Below are 18,996 nucleotides of genomic sequence, written 5' to 3'. Positions count from 1 at the left end.
ACCCGCTGCGGCGGACGCCGCTCGACCACCCGCTCGGCCGCGGGCTGGACCGCCGGCGTGCCTTTCCGGGTCTGCGCCGCCACGAGGGCGATCAGCGCCGATCCCAGCATCAGGATCCAGACGACCGAGCCGTCCTCCGACGACGGGCTCCTCGGACCGGGGTTGGGCGTAGACATTCTGAGAGAACCCGGGCGCGAACAGCCGCGCTTCCCGGCTAGAACGTCGGCTGCTGCGGTGCGTTCCCCGGCGCCCACCGCGCCGGCCGGTCTTCCGGGGGCGGATCGGGCTTTCGCGATCGCGCGCGGGGGGGGGCGAAGGTTCGACCGTTCGTCGAGTCCGCACCGGGGGCGCGTCTCATCGCAGGCGGATGCCGGGGCTGGAGCCCGGCACCCGATTCAGGTCGGCCGCGACTCAGCGGGTCGGTGCGGCGGTGCCCTTCCCGGATGCGCCGGGCGTCGAGCCGGCCCCGGCATCGTTGGCCCCGGTGCTGTTGGACGTTCCGGAGCGGCTCTTGTCGCCCGTTGTCGGGCCGCTTCCGGCCGCCCCCGGGGACGACCCGGCACCGGCGTCGTTCGGGCCGGTGCTGTTCATGGTCCCGGACTTGGTAGTGCCCGAGCCGCCCTCCGCCGCAATGGCGGCGGACCCGAGCATCAGCGTGCCGGCGAGAGCCAGCGTGAGGATCTTCATGGCGTTTCTCCCTGGTTTCGGCGTGAACCACGCGTTTGCTAACCCAGGGTCGGGGTGCGACGTTCCGGCACAGCGCGGGCGTTCTTCGGGGATCGTCCCGGCAGCCCATGGCTTCGATCCTGCGCGACGCGTCGGGACGCCGATGCGGGTGGGCCTGCTCAGGCGCTGAGTGCTGGCTCCAGGAGGGCGCCGCCTGCCACCGGGCGCATGCGCGCGAGCGCTGCCGTCGCCATGTCGGCGAGCGATTGCAGGCGCGAGACCGTGGCGTCGTCGGGCTCGACCCAGGCGCTCCAGTAGGCGCCGAGCGCCGCCACGGGCTCCGGCACGCCGATCGGGATCATCACCAGGCTGCACATCGCCGTCGCCAGATACGCTTCGACGGGCAGGCGACGATCGCCTTCAATGTAGGGAACGACGGCCGGGCGCTTGTTCAGCATGACCCAGCCGGAGATGCAGTCCTGCAGCCGGAAGCGGCGCCCCTTCCACAGCGGTCGGATCGCGTCCTCGGCGACGTAGTGGCAGAACTCGCCGTCCCGCAGCACCACCGAGATGCCGTCGGCGCCGGCGATCGTACGGGCGGTGTCCCGCAGGGCGGCCACCAGGTCGGGCAGCGACGAGATCGTGAGGAGCCGGGCGCGAGCCTCTTCGAGGCGTGCATCATCCATGGCGCGCACCCTATCAGCCAAGCGGCTCCCGTGCACGCGATGCGAAGCATCCTGCGGAGGTTTCACCGCGGCCGACGACGCCACGGTCCGGGTGCGACCTGCGACCACGTATCCGTACCGGACGCCGCCCCCTGCGTAGTACGGAGCGGGCTTGCCGACGGCAGGTGCGCGCGATGCCGCTGTTCTACATCGACCTTCACGACGGAACGAACTTCGTCCGCGACACCCAGGGCTTCGACCTCCCCGACATCGCGGCCGCGCAGGCGCGGCTGGTTCAGGTGATGCGGCGGGTGGCCCAGCTGCTCGACGCCGTCTCGGACCGACAGGACTACCTCGCCATCGTCCGGGATCAGAACGGCAAGGTCGTCATGCGAGCCACCCTCACGCTCGATCTCGAGGAGGTGGACGCGGTGTGAAGGGCCGCCATCAGTTCCGCGCGCCGGGCGACCGGAACAGGTAGTAGCCGGCCGAAAGCATCGCCTCATGGGCCTCCAGCGACTGGAAGCCGGCCGGCGGCCGCTCGCCCACCACCGTGCCGCTGAACTCCCAGATCGCGCCGTCGATGAAGCGCGGGACCGGACGATCCTGCCGGACGGCGCAGCGCAGCTCGGGCCTCCGGCGGCGACGGAAGACGTTGAAGTCGGCGTAGGCGGCGGGCCAGTGCATCGGCATCCCTGCGGTGGCGGGCGGGTCTCTAAGCATCCGCCGGACCAGTTCGCCACCCGGTCGCCGCCCCGCCCTGCGGCCAAGCCCGGGACAGATCCCGGAGGCATGTCGGGATCGAGCTTGACCGAACCAATGGTGGCATGCCTCGTTCCTTGTTCGTTCTCACCGTGGGTTGAACCAGTGAGTCGATGCGGTGCCACCGAGACGGCCAGAGGTCCCATGCCTCGCGGCCTACCCCTTCATCGTCATCCGGGTGGCCTGCACCCTGTGCCCGCACCGGAGCGGGAGCTACCGCCTCGCGCGCCTTGCGGCGAAGTTCGGCCCGGAGACCCCGCTGGCGGACGTGCTGGAGCGCATCGCCCTCGATTGCCCCTGGCGGGAACGACCGGGCGCGCGAAGGGGCAACCAGTACGTGCCAAGGTGCCAGGCCCACTTTCCGGACCTCGACCGGGCAGGTCCGCCCGACCTGCCGCCGGGCATGGGCGGTCTCCGGCTGATCCGAGGGGGAAAGCGGTGAGGCGCGCGGAACGCGACGGACGTGAAGCCCGAGCGGCCTTCGGCACGTTGACGCGGATGGCGCGAAGGGGCGCCTTTCCCACAGGAGCGCTCGCCGATGCGAAAGGTCCCCGCCCGTCTCTCCGCCGCCGCGGCGGTGCTCTGCGGCATCGCCGGGCCGGCCGGGGCGGAACCCGAAGCGCGAGCGCGAGCCAACAACTGGGCGGACATGCGGTCCGCCCTCGCGACGTGCTGGACGGTGCCGGCGGGCACGGACGGCTCGCTCCTCGCCTACCGCTTCGGCCTCGACAAGACGGGGGCGATCCGCGGCACGCCGCGCATCATCGCGCGCCAGCTCAAGGGCGATGCCGAGGCGCAGCGGCACTATCAGGAGGCGGCCGACGCGGCCCTCGCCAAGTGCTTTCCGATGCCGGTCACGCCGTCCTTCGGCGCGATCCTCGGCGAGAGCCCGATCTACCTGCGCTTCGTGAACACGCCGCCGACCGGAACGTATCAGCTCAACAGCAACATCACCGTGTTCGCCCCGCGATGAGCCCGCCATCCGGCTCACCGGGCACTCACCGCGCTTCGGGCCGCGAACGCTCTTGGCTGGCATAGAGCGCATCCTCGGGCGTCAGCAAGCCATCGATGGTGAAGGACGAGACTTCGCGGACCTCGCCGTGAGCGAGGCGCAGCTGTTCGACCTCGGCCCGAGACAGAAGACCGGCAATGCGATCCACCCGCCACCCGTCCGGCATCGCGCCCGACACGGTCCGCAAGGCCTCGCCATCGGTGTCGGCATAGGTGCCGAACACCATCACCTTATGGCTTCGGTCGTCGTCGGCGTTGGGTGCCAGCACGCTCACGCGATAAGGGATCATTGGTGTCTCCAAGTCGGAACTGAGTTGACGAGACCCAAGTAACGCAATCGCGGCGGACTTGTCTTAATTTTTGATGATTGTCGATTCTGCGATTGAGCGCGAAGTCCCGCGGGGCTTCCTCACGCGGAACCCTTGCAACGGTCCCGATCGTCCGAAGGGGGTATCGGAGATGCCCTGGTCGACGATGCGGTGCGGGGCAGACGCGATGCCGAATCGAAGAACCGGACGATGATCGGGTGCCGATGCCGACAGCGTCTCGCGCCGTCTGCGGCCGCACGGAGCGGTGGCGACCCCGGTTGGGCTCGAACCAACGACCTGCCGCTTAGAAGGCGGCTGCTCTATCCAGCTGAGCTACGGAGTCTGGGGTGCCAGCAGGCCCAGAAGCCACGGGTCCGGGCCTGGGTCAAGCCTTTCCGCCACCACGCGCTTTTCACCTTCACAGAAGGCCGAAACGCCCAACCCTCTGATGGGCAAACAGCATTTCCGGTGGATCGAGCGAGGTTAACCACGTCCAAGCGAGCGAAACCGATGGCCGTCCGAATACCGTCCGAGTTATGAGGTCTCACAAACGGATAACTCGGACGGTTTTCGATGGGCGGCAAGCGCAAGGAAGGACCCCGGCTGCCGGGGGTGATCTACTCGAACGTCGCATGGCAGCTCGACGTCCCGCCGCCCGTGGTGCCGAAGGACCGTAAGCAGGAACTTTCGGTCGCCTTCATCGAGAGCCTGTCCGGCTTGATCCGGGACGTGAAGATCAAGTTCAGCACTGAGTTTTCCGATACGATCCAGCGGGGGTTGCGCGTCAGGATACAGCCGCGCGGGGCGACCTATTTCTCGCGGGTCCAATACCAAGGGCGGGAATTCCGGGTCCGGATCGGGCGTATCGATGCCTGGAGCCTGGCTCATGCCCGGACGGTCTGCGCCTCCATCGTGCGCCATGTCTCGACCGGCAACGGCCCCCCGACGGACGAGTGGATCGAGCTTCACCGACAGGCGCTCCTTGCCGCGGACGCGCGCAAGAAGGGGCATGGCGATGCGACGGTCCCCTACGTGCCGGAGGTCATGGCGAGGCAGCCCGCCGCGACGACCTGGACCTACGCCGAGGCCCGGGTCGCCTACGTGGAATGGCTCAAGTCGGAGGAGGCGGTGGGGAATCTCGCTCCCGCGACCATCCGAAACTACAGCAAGGTCCTGACATGCCCGGCGCTCCTGCCGTTCGATGAGCGCCACGTGGCGCGACTGGAGGCGGCCGACCTCGCCATGGCCGTCGAAGGCCTCGTCAAGGAAGGCAAGCGCAGTCAGGCGAACGACGTCTCGCGGAACATGAAGCGCTTTTTCCGCTGGCTCGCCGAGCCCGCCCAGGAGCGACGCTCCGGGGTCCGCGAGGGCATCATGGACCGCGTCCGCGCCCCCAAGCTCTCGGGCGTGAAGGGACGGCAGCACTTCCCCTCGCTGGCGGAGGCGGGCCTGATCCTCGCGACTTCCAGGGCATCCGGCGTCCTCAATCCGGCGGTTGCGGCGACCGTGCACCTGGCGGTGTGGACCGGGCAGCGGCGCCTTTCGATCGTCACCGCCGAGGTCGAGCATTTCGAGCCCTGGGACGGTGAGCCGGGATGGGGCCTTTGGCGTTGCTACCACCGGAAGGTCCGACGCACGAACCAGACCGGCAAGCCGCATGTCATCCCGCTTCCCCCGGCATGCTGGAGGGTCGTGATGGCCTACCTGACGTGGCACCGGCTCGAATACGACGGGGCGACGCCCTGGGCATTCCCCAAGCAACGACCTGCCAAGGCCGGGCGGCCCGCGAGGGTGGGCCATCTCGTGGCGGACACGCTCACGCACACCATGACGGCGATCCCGGGCTCGTCGAGTTCGCCGCACGACATGCGTCGCGTGATCTCGTCCTCTGTCCAGGACGTTGCCGGGATCCATATCGCCCTCGTCGGCCACGTCCTCGATCATGCCGACGACGAGGTCGGCGTGAGGAAGACCAACGGCACGACGCGGCGCTATACGGAGGCGGAGATGCTCGCCTTCAAGCGTCCCGTGATGGAGGCGTGGGAGCGACTGCTGGAGCCGGCCGCCGCGGCGGCGGTGTTGCTCCCGCGCGAGGAGCTGAAGGCCGAACTCGTCCGTCGGCGGGCGAAGCAGCGCGGCGTCGATGGCGATGCCAAGCGAGCCCGGTCGAAGGCGGTGAACAGGAAGCCGCAGGACGGGACGAACAAACAGCGCGCAGGGGCGGCAGGGGCTCCAGGCTGAGGCGGTCCCGACGGACGGCGTGGAGACGCGTGGATCTCCTCTCCTCATGAAGGGCACGATGTTGATCCGACGGGTCGATCCGCCGTGCGACGGCCGTGTCCGCGGAACGGTTCGCGTCAAGGGCGGTCGAGGGACCCGTGCCGGCGGCGACCTCACATCGGACATGGCGACGCCGTGTATTTCGCCTCATAGGCCCGGATGAAGTCGGAGTCGCTGCAGATGCAGCGGCCGGGAGCGGCCTTCGCCTTGGGGTCGGCGTGGTGGCCTCGAAGCGGCCGGAGGAGGTTGACGCGGGTGCTCGTGGTGGACGCCTCGGGTACCCCCGCCGCATGCTTCACGAGCTCCGCTGCCAGCATGATCCCGGCCAACGCGGATTGGAACGCCATGGGCACCGTCGCCCGTACCGGGCGTGCGCCACCGGTGAGGTTGAAGACCACGCCGCCGCAGATCGCCCCCTGGTAGAAATTGCGAAGGGGCCTGCCCACGAAGGGCATCAGTTCCGCGACGGGCACCCCCAGGCGTTCGGCGACCCTCGTCACGAAAGCCGTGTTTACCGGACCGTTGGTCGCCAGCAGGCCTCGGACTTCCAATACTGCGTCGGGAAGGCCGATCTCCTCGGCGACCTTCTGATCCTCGGCCTTCACCTGACCGTCCGGAAGGTAGAGGCAGGCAAGGCACGCCTTGTCCGATCCAAAGCGGTGGCGCGAGACGCCGAGGTCGATGTCGCGGGTCCAGGCATTCACGATCCATCTCGGCAACGAGGCTTGGACGGCGATGCGATCCTCCGCGGTATCGAGGCCGACAGCCACGCGCTCGAAGGACCAGTCCCCCCGCTCCCCGGCATAGTCGCCCCAACGCTTCCGATGGGGAAAGATCGTGAGGCGGGTGTCCGCCAGCAGCCTCTCCGCGGCCGTGACCTTCGCCACATCGACCGTCGCCTGGTCGGCGATCACGTACCGCTGCAGATTCGACAGGTCCACGGCCTCATGGTCGACCAAGTGCAAAGATCCGGCGAGCCCGGGCATGCGCGACAACGCCCAGACCGCCCCGTTACCGATCGCGCCCAGGCCGACGAGGTGGGCCTCGCCGAGATCGACGGTGTCCGGGTCGAATTCCCGGCCGTGGGGCCCGTTCCCGTAGTCCAACAGGGAAAGCGTGACCTCCATATCGGGATCCCCGCCGGGCAGCCGATCGGCGAATACCATTCGGAAGACGTTCGCGGCAGCGATGCACGCCGCCGCGCCCGCACCGAAGGGATTGCGCGACGGGCCCGATCCTTGGGGGCCGGACCGCGAGAGCGTCGCCGTCCAGCCATTCGATCCTGCGAAGACCATCGTGGCTTCGATGCGCGGGCGGCTCCGGCCGACGACGACGCATTCCGTCACCTCGCCGGAATGGCGTGACAGGTCGATGTCAGGGTTGATGGACAGCGCCAGCTGCATGAGGCTGTCACGGGCCGACTCGGCATGGTGGTCGAGGGCGATCAGGCACACCGAGGGATGCAGGCGAGAGACCAGCCTCACGAGAAGGTCGAGGGTCGCTGCCGCCTCCGTCGACCGGATGGCCTCGACGTCGAACGCGATCCCGATGACATGTCCGTCCAGGGTCCCGCGGAAGGCCGGAAGGTCGAAGCCGCTGAGGACCTGGGAGGCAGCGGTGGCGGCGCGGTTGAAGAAATTGGCGAAGGCCATGGTCACTCCACGATCTCGATGAGGCGGCGCACTTCGGGCGTCCGGATCCCGCGCCAGCGCCCGCTCGCATCGAGCCGGAAGGTCGCGGTGGTCGCGAGTTCGAAACGTCCCGTGGCGTAGTCCGGCACCACCAGCGACAGGCATCCGACCCGGGTGGCGACGGCGAAGTCGTCGTCCGTGCCTGAGTGGTAGGCCCTTCCGGGGTGGCTATGGATCTGCGCGACGAGCGTCAGCCTGTGCTCGAAGAGCCATTTGTTGATGCGGTGCAGTTCATCCGGGCCCACCACGACGCAGACGCCGTCGGCGGTCCGGACGTGGCGTTGCGCAGGAATGATCGCCTCAAGCACCGTAAAGCGGGCCCCGTCCTGCTTCCCGACCCAGAGGCCGAGGCCCTCGTGTCCGTCTTGGCCGACGGCACGCATGTGCCGCTGGACCTGTTCGATGCAGGTCCGGGGCACGACGACGCGTGCGACGTCGGAAAGCGTCATTCGGGTATCGCGTCGAACGACGCCCCCAGCCCTCCCAACGTCACCTTCACGTCCTGGATCTGGATCTGGTCGAACGGGTCCACGCCGTACTTCCAGATCTGGTTCAGGATGAAGTCCAAGGAGCCTTCGCCAGAACCCCGGTGCAGAAGCCATGAGTCACCTGTGTGCGCCGGATGATCGTGGTACTCGCGGACCCCCGGCAGGCAGAGGAACGGCGGCTCCTCGGGACCGTGAAACTGGATGATGTTCGAGAGCACGACCTGGCCGCTCTGAAGCATGGCCTGCAGCATCTCCGGAGGCATCGACGGCATCGGCGGCCGCCGCAGCATCGAGATGGTGAGGTCCTTGGCGAGCAGGGGCGCCCGGGTGAACGGGTCGACGAACGTCACGGACGGCGGGCGCAGGTCGTAGTTGGAGAAGTCGAGCACGGCGCCCGCCACGAGCACCGTGGGCTTGACCTTCCTGGAGGCGAAGAGGACCAGCGCCTTCGGAAAGGACGCGTCGACCAGGAAGCAGCCCCGCCCGTGATGGTGGGCTTCCCGGTCGCGATACCTCGCGATCTCGCGATCGAACTTCGTGCGTGAGACCGTCGGATCGACGGACTGTATCTCAGGCACCGGCCACCCCCGCCTTCAGGCTCAGGTAGAGCGTGACATGCCGGCCGAAGCCGAACGAGCCGACGGTCGCGGCGAGGTCGAGGCTGACACCCGCATCGTCCTTCAGCTCCCAGTTCTCCGGCGGCTGCCCGACGTTCTCGGTCTGCGTCAGCGCCTTTTCCCGGACCGTCGCCAAGAGATCCCCCGCCTTCGCGGCGACCACCGTGGGTTCCCCGTTGACGACGACGGTGATCGGCACCGATCCGTCGTGGCCTTCGGCCCTGGGTGCCGTCACGAAGCGCTCCACGCCGGGCTTGTCCAGGTCGAAGAGTTCGTTGTCGCGGATGAGGATGTCGCTGCCACCGCGGACGTCGAGAAAGACGTCGTGCGCGGCGGGATCGACTTTTGCCAGTCCCTTGAGCACGCGACCGCTGATCATCGGAACGCCCCATTCCTCGTCCTGGTCGTTGATCAGGAAACGGAAGAAGCGGTCGGTCCGGAACACCAGGACCTGTTCGACGCCGTGCCCGCGAAGGTCGAAGGTCTCGTCCAGGCGGAGCGTCTCCAACACCCCGTCGGGCATGAACGCGACGGCGGCATGATCCTCGACCGGCAGGGCCCCTGCCGCCTTGAGGATCTGGCGCCCCGTGGGAACCGGATCAGGGAGCGTGATGGTGCGGAAGTCCAGGTCGGGGCCGCCGACCTGGATCTGGAAACGGTCGGGGTCGTGGTGGTCGTTCATCGTGGAGCCTCGCTGGTCGATCAGGGGGCGCCTCGGAACGGGCCTGCCCTTCTGCCTTCTCAGCGAAGCTCCACCACCCGATCCGGTAATCGCGTCAGAGAAAATCCTGCGAGGTGCAGATGAAGTAGAACTGGCAGTCCGGGCATTCCCTGGCCGGGATCGGCTTGAAGTCGCCCGCCTCGATACCCTCCAGGGCGCGGACGAACCTGTCCAACCCCTTCCCGTCCCCTTTCGGGGCGATGACCTCACGCTCGCCAGCGGCGGGATAGAACGCCTCAAGGCGGATCTCCCGGCCCGAGAACCCCTGGCGGCTGGCTTCCTGAAGGAGTTCCCAGACAGGCTTCTCCGCCTCGCCCTTCGTCTTCCTACCTGTCTTGAAGCGTTGCGCGACGATGGTACCCGACGGCGTCTGAAGCACCCTGTCCGGTCGAAGCGCGATCCGCCTTCCGGCCAACGTGACCGTCCAAGCGTTGTCGAGGGTCACCTCCCGGGCGTCGATGGCCGTTGCGGACCGTTCGACCATCCGCGTCGCCTCCGTTCGATAGATCGCCTCGAACGGATGATCGGTCGGGCCCCGCTTCGGCCAGATCTCCATCAGATGCGCGACCGCGGCCTCGGGGGTGACGACGTCACCCTTCGCGACGCCCTCGCAGATCCAGGCGACGGTCTGGCGAACGCATCCATGGAAGCGGAGATACCCGCTCCTCTCAGCCAGGTGGCCCAGCCCGTCGACATGCTCGTAACGATACCTGGCCGGGCATTTCATGTAGGTTTCGAGATGCCGGAACTCGTATTCCGCCCTGGGTTCCGGCGGTGCCAGGGTCGCGACACCCACCGACGGCGAACGGGCGGGGGCGAGCCGCGCCGGCGGGAGGACGCCACCGATCGTCCCGAGGTAGCGCGACGGATTACAGGTCTGCTTCTCCGTGTAGCGCTTCGCGTTGCTCACGGTCATGACGTCGCGCGCGCGGGACAGCGCGACGAAGAACAGACATTCCTCCTCCGCCGCATGATCCTCCGGCGGCGTCTGGAGGCGTTCGAGCGACGCCGGGGCGGGGCACGTCGTCGGTCGTCGTTGCCCCGGGACGTATCGGGTGGCGACCTGCGGCAGGTGCACGGCCCGGAACTCCAGTCCCTTGGACCCGTGGATGGTCATCACGCGCACCGCCGATATCCCGTCGGCTTCGGGGGGCACGACCCTGAACTGCCTGTCGTCGTCCAGGCGTTCGAGGCGGCGGATCTCGTTCAACAAGACCTTGCGGCCGCCGCGCCCGTCGTTCGCGTCATGGTGCTCCCGGCAGAACTTCAGGAGCTGATAGATCGCGATAAGGGATTGCCGCGAACGGACGTCGTTCGCTTCCAGCAGGGGCCTCAGATAGTCGCTGGTGTCGAAGAGATAGCTGGACAGGAGCTTCCAGGCGGTCGTCTTCCACGCCGTGCCCGCCAGGTGTTCGGCGAGAAGGCCGAGGCCCCGTCGGCCGCGCTCCGAGATACCCGGCAGGTCCGCGGCACGGCCGCAGGTCGTGATGACGTCCTCCTCGGCCGCATGCGCCGCCGCGATGACCAGGAGCGCGTCGTCGCGGGTCGCCCCGTATTCGGGAAATCGGGCGACCCGGATCAGGCCCGCCCCGGCGGGGTCAGCGCCGAGGGAGACGAGGGCGAGCAGGTCCCGGATCTCGGGTCGCTCGAACACATCGCCCAGATAGAGGACGGGCACGCCTAGTTCCTGCAGGATGCGCGAGAACCGCGCGAGGCAGAGATGGGTGCGGCTCAGGATCGCCTGCTCGTCATAGGGGATGCCCTGCTCGCGCAGGCGCTCGATCTGGTCCCTCACGGCATGGGCCTCGGAGTAGAGGTCGGGAGCCGTGACATGATCGACGAACCCGACCTTGCCCCGATGGGCCTTCCAGCTGACAGCCGGCAAGGGGGCCGCCGCGATGCCGGCCCCGTAGGTCTCGAAGACGCGCACCACCGTCTCGCATGACCGATAGTTGGTCTTGAGCTGACGACGTTCCGCGTCGGGGTAGCGCTCCGTGAACTCCGCTGCGTTCGCCGGCGCGGCGCCGCGGAAGCGGTAGATGGATTGCCTCGGGTCGGCGACGACCCAGACCCGCAGCCCGCCGTCGCTGATCTGTTCGAGGAGCGCGGTGCTGGCGTAGTTCACGTCCTGGTATTCGTCGACAAGGACGAAGCGGTGCTTTCCGCGCACCGCTTCGCGGATCTTCGGGTTTTCGGCCAGCAACCGCGCGGCCGTCCAGACCAGGTCCCCGAAGTCCACGGCGTGGCTGCGCTCAAGCTCGGCCTGGTAGGCCCGATAGACCCGCGCGACCTCCATCGCCTTCTCGGCGCGTTCGCGTTCCTCCGGCGTGGAAGCGGCGTCGAGGGAAGCGGCCGCCGCGAGCCCGTATGCCTCGGCCGTCACCATCTCGTCCTTCGCGCGCGAGATCGCGCGCAGGATCGGCCGCAGCTCCAGGGTCGGATCCCAAAGATTCTGGAAGTGACGGAGCCCGAGCGTCGGCAACAGCCGCTCAAGCATGGCGAGGGCGCCGATCTCGTCGAGAACCTCGAACGCCTGCGGCAGCCCGGCCTCGCGATGATAGAGGTGCAGAAGTTCGAGGCCGAAGGCATGGAAGGTGCCCACCCAGATGATCGGGGCGGCGACCGGATCCAGGATCTCGATGCGCTCGATCATCTCCGCCGCCGCCTTGTTCGAAAAGGTGAGCGCGAGGATGGCCGACGGAGGTACGTCTGCGGCGAGCAGGAACTCGATCCGGGCGATCAGCGTGCGCGTCTTTCCGGTGCCGGGCCCGGCGTCGAGGATGAGGGGCCGTTCGTCCCAGCGTGCCGCCTCAAGCTGTTGCGGATCCGGCGGAAGCGGCGCCCTCGGGCCGACGGACCGCTCCGGCGGCGGCGCCAAGGGCGGCAGTAGCAGCGCCCGGATCGCCTGCATCCTGACGAAGTCGACGGGAAGCCCCAACTCCGCGGCGATGTCCTGGGGGCGCTTCCGCTGGGCGACCATCATCTCGTGAAGAAGCTCGGAGGGCAGCAAAAATTCCTGGGCGAAGATGTCGGCCTGCACCTCCATCCGTTGCCGGGGCGAGTAGGCCACGACCCGGTCTGCGCCGGTCTCGACAGGGCGGCCGCCGAAACCCGAGACGGTAGACCGGACCATGAAGGCCGTCTCGTCGTGCAGCCAGAAATGCCCGATCTCGTGGGCGGACACGATAACCCTCTGATGCGCGTCGAGGTTGGATGCAAGCCGGACGAAGCCGCCGCTGCGGTCCAAGGCACCGAGCACGCCGACGGCATATCGGGTCCCGGGTGCGAACCGACTGACCTGCAGCTTGGCGATCTTCAGCGCCGCCTTGACGAGGGCTTCGGCGGTCCGGGCCGTCGCGACCTCGCAAGCCTCGGCGTGGCGTCGGCGGGCCTTCAGGCGGATATCACGCCAGGGATCCACGGTTCAGCCCTCGTCCGAGAGCCAGAACGCCATCCGGTCCTCATCCATGTCCGTATCCCTGATGGCCTCCTCCCACGTGCGTTGTCGCCCCGGCAGGGGATCGCCCGTCGACTTGAAGGCCGGACGCTCTCCCTTGTCGTTCGTCGCCATGACGACCGTCTTGAACCAATCCGTGGCGGTTCCCGCGCGAGCGGCTCCGATCCGCAGGAAACGACGCGGAATGGTCTCCTTGACGATCTCGCCGTCGTTGACGTCCGTGACGATCGAGCGGGCGATGTCGATGCCGTCGGCGAAATCGCGCAGCGTCAGGCCCACGGTCCGCAGCGCCTCACGCAGCGTCGACGGGGCCGTCCCGGACGTCATCTCGGGGATCGACACCGTCACCGCCTCAAGCCGTGCCGGGGATCGGCCGGCCGAGGTTGCCGCCTCGTTCGCCGAAGCCCGGAAGCTCATGTCGAGGAGCTCCACGGCATGCTCCCGGATATCCTCGGCATAGTGCGGATACGCTGCGGTCCACCTCGCGACGAGAGTAGGCGTCACCGTTTTTTCCGTCGCCTCGCAATGGAAGCGGAAGAGCATGTCGTCGAGCTCATGATCGGTCACGGTCATCGTCCGATGCCCAGTTGATGATGGATCAGGGCGTGGGCTTTCTCGACCCATGCCTTCGCCGTTTTCGGGGTTACGTCCAGCATGGCCGCAATGCTTTCGCTTCGGCTTGCCGCGTCGTAGGCGAAGCCCGCCCTCCTGAGCAGGAAAGCCTTTCTGTAATTGTCGGGCAGACCCGCGACGATGTCTTGCGCCATCGCCTCATCCTCCGGGCTCAGACCGTATCCATCCGGCGTTTCGAGCGCATGCCCCGTTACCTCGTCCGATAATTGTGGCTCGATGACCACCGTCTCCCGTCGCCATCTGCGCACGTGATCGATCAGCCGATGTTCCAGTTTGTTGATGAACGAGTGCTCGAAACCGCGGCCGTCGGCGGCATCCGGGTCGATGATCGAAGCGACCATGTTCCCGACGACTTCCCCGATGGCATCACGCCCCTCGTTCGGCAGTTGCCGGTCGACCCGCAACGCCAAGTGATCGGTCGCGAGCTTGACGAGATGGTCGAGCAACCTTCCGCGCAGCAAAACGTCCCGCTCGGGATTCAGACGGCGACAGGCCGCCACGATGGCCTGAGGCTTCGCCGAACGGAGGTCGTTCCGATTGATGCGATCGAGCCAATCCTCCCTGTCCACGCCCTCCGAGCCGTGTTCCTGGTCCTGCAACTGGCATTTCCTCGTAGGGCGTCTGCTTCTTCAGCGTACGCGCAGGCGTCGATCCGGTAATGGGGACGATCAGAATCGGTGCGGTAGAAGCTCACCCGCTTGTCACGGGGTACACACGTCCAGGGCGGATGCGGGTCCTTATCGTGGGCCCGCATCAACTTTAAGTTCGCATGCTTTCGTGCGTGCTCCAAGGGACGGAAAGCATTCCCCATACCTGGGGTGTCCTCGGTCTTATACGAACACGGCAGCAGATTACGATCGAAGCGGTTGCCGGGGGGATCGTCACCGCAATAAGGTCGGTTCGTTGCAAAGATCATTGACCGATCTCGTTCGACAGCGGTTCGACTTCATTCGTGCGAGAGCGCGGCGCGAAGTTCGCCAATACCGAACGGGATGCAATTTTCGGAGTACGACACCGCTTTTCACTATCGTTTGTAACTAGGACATCTGATCAAGCCGCACGAAGGATCCATTGGATAAGGTTCGAGCCTTCCGCCACGGTTTGTCGATAGCATTACGACGGTCCGTCCCATCGGACCAAGCCCAGGGAATGGTTTACCACTTCCCACGACGAACCTCCAGTCACTAGAGAAGCCGCTTGGCCAATATACCCCTGTGGGGTATAATTCCACCGTGTCGCAGAAGCACGGATCGACAAACGGGACCTTCGTCATGAACATCGGGTTTTTTGCCGACGACATGTCGGCTAGCCAGGCGGCTCTCCTCGCGAGTGGAGGGTTGAATGGCCATGATCCAGGGGCGCCGGGCGTCCTGGCCGGCAGCAACGCCCTCGCCGATGCGATCCCGGACTACCTCGATGCGGCCACGGCGTCGGGACGGCACCTGATGGTCGCGTTGCCCCTGGCACAGCTGGGTAACGTCAGCGTCCGGAGCCGCATCGACCTCGCGGTGATCGCGTTCGGTCCCAGCCTGGTCGCCCGCGACGGCGCCTTCCGGGCGATGACAGCGGAATGCACGTCCCGGACAGCAACCCTGGCACCGCCTTGGCTGCTCTCCGCGACCGGTCGTTCTCGGCACGATCCACCTCATACGCTCCCGGTGCGGATGACGATGCTGCGGCCTTACGAGGCAGCCGAGATCAGGCGCGGCTGCCGGTGCGGTGGCCTTCATCGGCGCGCCGTCGGCCTTGCGGCCGCGTTGCGCATCGCGGCGGACGACCCCTACGCGCCGAGCCTCGATCCCGCAGAGGTCGCGAACCTGCTCGCGGCGGATGGCACGTCCACGACGCTGACCGACGCGGAAACCGTGCTTCGGGAAGACCTGCTCGACCTCGCCGACGACCTCGACCGCGGCCCCGGGCTGAGATGGGCACCGACAGACAGCCGCCGCCGCATGGCTGCTGCGAACCGTCGGCCAGACCGACGTGGCTCGCTGAACCCGACCCGGTCGGTCGGAAACCGAACCGTCCGACCGCCGCCGGCGACCGTCCGCCATGCCGCAAACTGCCCTCGCTCCGCCATCGCCATCGCCTAAGCCAAGGAGTTTCCCATGAACGCCCGTACCAAGACCGACTTCGAGCAGGCCTCACCCGGATCGACCGGCGGCGCAGCACGCCGTCCCGCCTGGCGGCGGAAGAACGAACGCGCCTCCCGTGCAAGCCCCAGGACGGCCCGCGACCGGACGAGGGGTGGGGTCCGTCCCTACACGGACGCGGATGTCCGGGGGGGCGATGTCTCGGGACCCGACCGGGAAAACCACTCCGACTCGACATTGCTCGATGTCGAGTTCGACCACGACGAGCTAGGCGAGTTCATCCTGGGGCAGGTAGGTTCCGTGGCGCGCGCCATCTCCCACGAGGAGGACGAGGCCTTCTGGTTCTGAGTGCCGTCCCGCGATGCGGGCGGAAGGTTGAGGGCGCCCAACGGACGGATGGCGCCGGCCGTGCCAAGGATGACGACGCGACCGCGCCGCCCGCCCCGGTACATCTCTCCCGACCGTACCGGGGCAGTGGCCGATCCCGGGCTCGTGAACGGAGCCTCGGCGCGGGTCTACAACGCTGCGCCAAGCCCGATGCGAAGGCGATGTTGCCAAGGCATTGAATGGCGAACCCCTTCCAGGTTCGCCAGGATATGGGCGGCGTCCACGCCGAGCTGGAACAGATTTCGCTGGAACGCGGCACGGGCCTGTTGAAAACCCGGAAGGTGTGTCGTGCCATGCCTTCCGGCGTCCATCCGGACTTCGTCGCGACGACCCTCGAACGCGCGCGTCGGGATCGCGGCCTGTCCCAGACCGGGCTGGCGCGCGTTCTGGGAACCAGCCAATCAACGGTTTCCAAGCTGCTTTCCGCCGGACAGAACCCCCGACCCGCCTTGAGGGCTGCCATCAGGCGTTTCGTCGACGACGCTCTTGGAGATGCCGGGTCCAAGCCGCCCGATCTGTTGGTCCTTGTCCAGGAGGCCTCCAATCACTCGGAGGTGTTCCGTAAGCTGCTGTTCGCCGCCGTGAACCTGATGAATGAAAACGAATAAAATCTTCGCAGATTTATCGGGCTGCGGATCCTGACGCTCGCTCACGAACCCCTCCTCGACTTTGCATCGTCGGGTCGTGGCTCATCGGTTCGCCCTTCGACGGTCGTTGGCAATCCCGGTAGCGCCCTGTCTGGCTACGCACCAGTGAACGCATCCTCGGCCGCAGCAGGTATGCCCCCTCTCATTGCAATACGGGGCAACGTGAAGGACGAGGCGCCATCGTGTTGTAAGTTTCGGTGGAGAGCACTTGTCGACGGCCTTGACGACCGCACACCGCAGCAGCGCCGTCATCGACGCGGTTCGGTCCGACCATGAAGGACAACGAATTCCAGTTCCATGGGGGGGCGGCGAAGCAGAACGGGGCTATCCTGAACACCGGCATCGCGGACCCACGGATGGTCACAGTCGTATCGAATGCCGTGAGCTTCGCCGTGTACATTGCCAATTTTCCCGACACCATCGCGAATAAGCCGGTGCAGAGGGAATTTCAGGCCTTCGCGAACCCAATATCGGCCGCCACGGCGTCCAGCCGGTCGGACACGCGCCCCTTGCGCTCGGAATACCGGTCGACGAGGTAGACGGATCGCTCGCGGGTCAGCAGCGTGAACCTGCACAGCTCCTCGCAGACATCGACGACGCGGTCGTACAGCGGTCCCGGCTTCATCCGGCCAGCCTCGTCGAACTCTTTGTAAGCCATCGGCACCGACGACTGGTTGGGGATGGTGATCATCCGCATCCAGCGCCCGAGGATGCGCAGGCCGTTCACGGCGTTGAACGATTGCGACCCGCCCGAGACCTGCATCACCGCCAGGGTCCGTCCCTGCGTCGGTCGTACCGACCCCTCGGACAGCGGGAGCCAGTCGACTTGGCTCTTCATCACCCCGGTCATGGCGCCGTGACGCTCGGGACTGACCCAGACGTGCCCCTCCGACCAGATCGAGAGGTTTCGCAGCTCCTGCACCTTGGGGTGATCCGCGGTGGTGTCGTCGGGCAGCGGCAGGCCGTGCGCGTCGTAGATCCGGACCTCGCCGCCCATCGCCTCTAGCAGGCGCGCGGCCTCGTAGGCGAGAAACCGGCTGAACGAGCGCTCCCGGAGCGATCCGTACAGGATCAGGAAGCGCTGGGCATGGGTGAACAGCGTGGCCACCTGCAAGTCTGCGGTGGTCGGAACGACGAAGTGTCCTTCGCTCAGGTTCGGCATTCCGTCGGCGAAGGGCTGTTTGGGCTTGTCCAAAGAGCTTCTATCCTCTACGTTTCAACGATGATTGAGATATTGACATCATGATGGACGAACGGCAAGCCGTCGCTGCCTTCGCGGCCCTTGGGCAGGAACACAGGCTCCGCATCGTGCGCCACCTCGTCACCGTCGGACCGGAAGGCATGGCCGCCGGCATGCTGGCCGAGGCGGTCGGCGTGTCCGGCACCAATCTGTCGTTCCACCTGAAGGAACTGAGCCACGCCGGCCTCGTCGCCTCCCGTCGCGAGGGCCGGTCGATCATCTACAGCGCCGCCTACCCGGACCTGTCGGACCTGATCCAGTTCCTGATGCGCGATTGCTGCCAGGGGCGTCCCGAGGTCTGCGCCCCCGCCGTCGCGGCGCTCGCCGCCTGTTGCACCCCCACCGGAGACACCGCCCATGCCTGACCGCGTCTACAATGTCCTGTTCCTGTGCACCGGCAACTCGGCCCGCTCGATCCTCGCCGAGGCGATGCTGGCCAAGGAAGGCCAAGGCCGCTTCCGGGCATTCTCCGCCGGAAGCCAGCCCAAGCTCGACGTCAACCCGATGGCCGTCCAAGTCCTGCGCGAGTCCGAGTACCCCACCAAGGGCCTTCGCTCGAAGTCATGGGACGCGTTCGCCGGCCCGGACGCACCGGTCATGGATTTCGTCTTCACCGTCTGTGACAACGCCGCCGGCGAGGCCTGCCCGTTCTGGCCCGGCCAGCCGGTGACCGCCCACTGGGGCATCGAGGATCCCGCCGCGGTCGAGGGCAGCGAGATCGAGCGGAAGACCGCCTTCGTCACCGCCCAGCGCTACCTCAAGAACCGGATCTCGGCCTTCCTCGCCCTGCCGATGGCGAGCCTCGACGCAGTCGCCCTGACCGCCCGGGTCCGCGAGATCGGCCAGCAGGCCGGCAACACCTCGCCCCGTCCGGAGGTCGCGTGATGGACGTCGTGATCTACCACAACCCGGATTGCGGCACGTCCCGCAACACCCTGGCCCTGATCCGCAACGCCGGCATCGAACCCCACGTGATCGAGTACCTCAAGACGCCACCGAGCCGGACCCTGGTTCGCCAACTCGCGGAGCGTGCCGGCCTCACCGTGCGCGGCCTCCTCCGCGAGAAGGGTACGCCCTACGCCGAGCTCGGCCTCGCCGACATGGCCCTGACGGACGACCGGCTTCTCGATGCCATCGAAGCGCACCCGATCCTGCTGAACCGCCCGTTGGTGGTGAGCCCGAAGGGCGTCTCCCTGTGCCGCCCCTCCGAGGCGGTCCTCGACCTCCTGCCGGCCCAGCAGGGCGAGTTCGTCAAGGAGGACGGCGAGCGCGTCGTCGACGAGCACGGGCGCCGCGTCGCCACCGCCTGAACCGTTCCAAGCCCCCAAGA

At 67.3% G+C, this 18,996-nt stretch carries 22 protein-coding genes and 1 tRNA gene; 10 read left to right on the top strand and 13 right to left on the bottom strand.

The genetic code is table 11. The features are described 5' to 3' along the window. Positions 1-411: 411 nt before the first annotated feature. Both FV223_RS00600 and FV223_RS00595 read right to left on the bottom strand, forming a co-directional pair. A complete protein-coding gene (locus FV223_RS00600) occupies positions 412-687 on the bottom strand; it encodes a hypothetical protein (RefSeq protein ID WP_147724692.1) in 276 nt (91 codons plus the stop codon). Between the two features lie 158 nt (positions 688-845). After that, entirely contained in the window at positions 846-1,352 is a 507-nt protein-coding gene (locus FV223_RS00595; RefSeq protein WP_147724690.1) for a GAF domain-containing protein, read from the bottom strand. 173 nt (positions 1,353-1,525) lie between these two features. Here FV223_RS00595 and FV223_RS00590 point away from each other — a divergent pair, with 173 nt between their 5' ends. After that, a complete protein-coding gene (locus tag FV223_RS00590) occupies positions 1,526-1,768 on the top strand; it encodes a hypothetical protein (protein ID WP_147724688.1) in 243 nt (80 codons plus the stop codon). Positions 1,769-1,778: 10 nt separating this feature from the next. Here the strand turns inward: FV223_RS00590 and FV223_RS00585 are convergent, their stop codons facing one another. Beyond that, positions 1,779-2,018 carry a hypothetical protein gene (locus FV223_RS00585; protein ID WP_147724686.1) on the bottom strand — a complete coding sequence of 80 codons (240 nt, stop codon included), beginning with the start codon at positions 2,016-2,018 and terminating at the stop codon, positions 1,779-1,781. Positions 2,019-2,211: 193 nt separating this feature from the next. On the opposite strand from FV223_RS00585, the gene FV223_RS00580 reads away from it, so the two are divergent. Both FV223_RS00580 and FV223_RS00575 read left to right on the top strand, forming a co-directional pair. Beyond that, positions 2,212-2,535 (top strand): hypothetical protein, encoded by a 324-nt coding sequence (locus FV223_RS00580; protein ID WP_147724683.1) that lies wholly within the window; start codon positions 2,212-2,214, stop codon positions 2,533-2,535. Positions 2,536-2,631: 96 nt separating this feature from the next. Continuing rightward, positions 2,632-3,066, top strand: coding sequence for a hypothetical protein (locus tag FV223_RS00575; RefSeq protein ID WP_147724681.1), 435 nt, complete (start codon positions 2,632-2,634; stop codon positions 3,064-3,066). Between the two features lie 25 nt (positions 3,067-3,091). On the opposite strand, the gene FV223_RS00570 is transcribed toward FV223_RS00575, so the two are convergent. Both FV223_RS00570 and FV223_RS00565 read right to left on the bottom strand, forming a co-directional pair. Then, positions 3,092-3,394 (bottom strand): hypothetical protein, encoded by a 303-nt coding sequence (locus FV223_RS00570; protein WP_147724680.1) that lies wholly within the window; start codon positions 3,392-3,394, stop codon positions 3,092-3,094. Positions 3,395-3,678: 284 nt separating this feature from the next. Continuing rightward, positions 3,679-3,755: transfer RNA gene (locus FV223_RS00565), tRNA-Arg, on the bottom strand. Positions 3,756-3,985: 230 nt separating this feature from the next. Here FV223_RS00565 and FV223_RS00560 point away from each other — a divergent pair. Then, positions 3,986-5,653: an integrase family protein gene (locus tag FV223_RS00560; RefSeq protein ID WP_147724678.1), complete on the top strand. Its 1,668-nt coding sequence runs from the start codon at positions 3,986-3,988 to the stop codon at positions 5,651-5,653. Positions 5,654-5,805: 152 nt separating this feature from the next. Here FV223_RS00560 and FV223_RS00555 read toward each other — a convergent pair whose 3' ends face one another. The 7 genes from FV223_RS00555 to FV223_RS00525 form a co-directional block, all read right to left on the bottom strand. After that, a complete protein-coding gene (locus FV223_RS00555) occupies positions 5,806-7,344 on the bottom strand; it encodes an E2 ligase fold family C protein (RefSeq protein ID WP_147724676.1) in 1,539 nt (512 codons plus the stop codon). Positions 7,345-7,346: 2 nt separating this feature from the next. Then, complete coding sequence (locus tag FV223_RS00550) at positions 7,347-7,832, bottom strand: Mov34/MPN/PAD-1 family protein (protein WP_147724674.1); 486 nt, start codon at positions 7,830-7,832, stop codon at positions 7,347-7,349. Next, positions 7,829-8,449 carry a putative metal-binding protein gene (locus tag FV223_RS00545; protein WP_058191720.1) on the bottom strand — a complete coding sequence of 207 codons (621 nt, stop codon included), beginning with the start codon at positions 8,447-8,449 and terminating at the stop codon, positions 7,829-7,831. The genes FV223_RS00550 and FV223_RS00545 overlap by 4 nt, the downstream gene beginning before the upstream one ends. Next, positions 8,442-9,170 carry a multiubiquitin domain-containing protein gene (locus FV223_RS31195; RefSeq protein WP_210247484.1) on the bottom strand — a complete coding sequence of 243 codons (729 nt, stop codon included), beginning with the start codon at positions 9,168-9,170 and terminating at the stop codon, positions 8,442-8,444. Before FV223_RS31195 ends, FV223_RS00545 begins: the two co-directional genes overlap by 8 nt. 94 nt (positions 9,171-9,264) lie before the next feature. Then, positions 9,265-12,630, bottom strand: coding sequence for a UvrD-helicase domain-containing protein (locus FV223_RS00535; protein WP_147724672.1), 3,366 nt, complete (start codon positions 12,628-12,630; stop codon positions 9,265-9,267). Positions 12,631-12,633: 3 nt separating this feature from the next. Next, positions 12,634-13,239, bottom strand: a complete 606-nt coding sequence (locus FV223_RS00530) for a hypothetical protein (protein WP_147724671.1) — start codon at positions 13,237-13,239, stop codon at positions 12,634-12,636. After that, positions 13,236-13,898 carry a hypothetical protein gene (locus FV223_RS00525; protein WP_147724669.1) on the bottom strand — a complete coding sequence of 221 codons (663 nt, stop codon included), beginning with the start codon at positions 13,896-13,898 and terminating at the stop codon, positions 13,236-13,238. The genes FV223_RS00530 and FV223_RS00525 overlap by 4 nt, the downstream gene beginning before the upstream one ends. A gap of 738 nt (positions 13,899-14,636) precedes the next feature. Here FV223_RS00525 and FV223_RS00520 point away from each other — a divergent pair. The 3 genes from FV223_RS00520 (at position 14,637) to FV223_RS00510 (ending at position 16,387) form a co-directional block, all read left to right on the top strand. Beyond that, positions 14,637-15,392, top strand: a complete 756-nt coding sequence (locus FV223_RS00520) for a hypothetical protein (RefSeq protein WP_210247483.1) — start codon at positions 14,637-14,639, stop codon at positions 15,390-15,392. A gap of 15 nt (positions 15,393-15,407) precedes the next feature. After that, positions 15,408-15,740, top strand: coding sequence for a hypothetical protein (locus FV223_RS00515; RefSeq protein WP_147724665.1), 333 nt, complete (start codon positions 15,408-15,410; stop codon positions 15,738-15,740). Positions 15,741-15,958: 218 nt separating this feature from the next. Further along, the gene (locus FV223_RS00510; protein ID WP_210247482.1) at positions 15,959-16,387 is read left to right on the top strand and encodes a helix-turn-helix transcriptional regulator; all 429 of its coding nucleotides are present in this window, start codon (positions 15,959-15,961) and stop codon (positions 16,385-16,387) included. Positions 16,388-16,874: 487 nt separating this feature from the next. Here FV223_RS00510 and arsH read toward each other — a convergent pair whose 3' ends face one another. Then, positions 16,875-17,621 (bottom strand): arsenical resistance protein ArsH, encoded by a 747-nt coding sequence (arsH, locus tag FV223_RS00505; protein WP_147724663.1) that lies wholly within the window; start codon positions 17,619-17,621, stop codon positions 16,875-16,877. A gap of 50 nt (positions 17,622-17,671) precedes the next feature. Here arsH and FV223_RS00500 point away from each other — a divergent pair, with 50 nt between their 5' ends. Genes FV223_RS00500 through arsC form a run of 3 tightly spaced genes read left to right on the top strand, consistent with a single transcriptional unit; the run spans position 17,672 to position 18,976 of the window. After that, the gene (locus FV223_RS00500; RefSeq protein WP_187275995.1) at positions 17,672-18,031 is read left to right on the top strand and encodes a metalloregulator ArsR/SmtB family transcription factor; all 360 of its coding nucleotides are present in this window, start codon (positions 17,672-17,674) and stop codon (positions 18,029-18,031) included. After that, positions 18,024-18,551, top strand: coding sequence for an arsenate reductase ArsC (locus FV223_RS00495; RefSeq protein ID WP_058191712.1), 528 nt, complete (start codon positions 18,024-18,026; stop codon positions 18,549-18,551). The genes FV223_RS00500 and FV223_RS00495 overlap by 8 nt, the downstream gene beginning before the upstream one ends. Continuing rightward, the gene (arsC, locus tag FV223_RS00490) at positions 18,551-18,976 is read left to right on the top strand and encodes an arsenate reductase (glutaredoxin) (protein ID WP_147724659.1); all 426 of its coding nucleotides are present in this window, start codon (positions 18,551-18,553) and stop codon (positions 18,974-18,976) included. Before FV223_RS00495 ends, arsC begins: the two co-directional genes overlap by 1 nt. Positions 18,977-18,996: the final 20 nt, after the last annotated feature.

This window comes from Methylobacterium sp. WL116, from assembly GCF_008039455.1.
In the GTDB taxonomy this organism is placed as follows: Bacteria; Pseudomonadota; Alphaproteobacteria; order Rhizobiales; family Beijerinckiaceae; genus Methylobacterium.
This window is presented reverse-complemented; position numbering and strand designations above follow the sequence as displayed.